1 protein-coding gene is annotated in these 522 nt (G+C 46.7%); it reads left to right on the top strand.

The genetic code is table 11. The annotated features are described in order from the left end of the window. Positions 1 to 386, top strand: a 386-nt coding sequence (locus D6C13_RS25385; RefSeq protein WP_208642953.1) for an ASCH domain-containing protein, incomplete at its 5' end; no start/stop codon positions are given. Positions 387 to 522: the final 136 nt, after the last annotated feature.

Below are 522 nucleotides of genomic sequence, written 5' to 3'. Positions count from 1 at the left end.
GGAACCCGATGAAAGCACTTTCAATCGTTCGGCCTGCCGGAACTCAAATTGCAAACGGCCTAAAAACGCTGGAAATAAGGCGATGGCAGCCTGACGTCCGAACAGGGGAAGAGATATTACTGGTTGAAAATGAACACTTCCTCACGGTCGATGGCCAGGAGGAGGTCGGAACCGCCATAGCTATCATTACCTTGGGGGAAATCAGAGAGTTTAGGCAAGAGGATATCCCTAAAGCTTGCGCATCTTATTATGAAGCCGGCTGGCTAGCCTGGGAGATAAAAACAATCAAAAAAATTGAGAATCCTTTTCCAACACGCGCAGCACGAAAGTTTTACGAGATCGATGATTTAGTTCTTAACGCTGCGCGCTTAATAATAATTCGGTAAAACTCGGCGTGAAAAGGTTTAGCCGGATCAGATTTTACCTGTGTGAAACCTCTAAATACCATTTCTAATCCAAGCATAAAGCCCCCCTCGCTCAAAGCGGACATATTGTCCCGATAGCATGTCCGCTACGTGCCAG

Origin of the sequence: Rahnella woolbedingensis (genome assembly GCF_003602095.1) — a bacterium.
GTDB lineage: Bacteria > Pseudomonadota > Gammaproteobacteria > Enterobacterales > Enterobacteriaceae > Rahnella > Rahnella woolbedingensis.
This window is presented reverse-complemented; position numbering and strand designations above follow the sequence as displayed.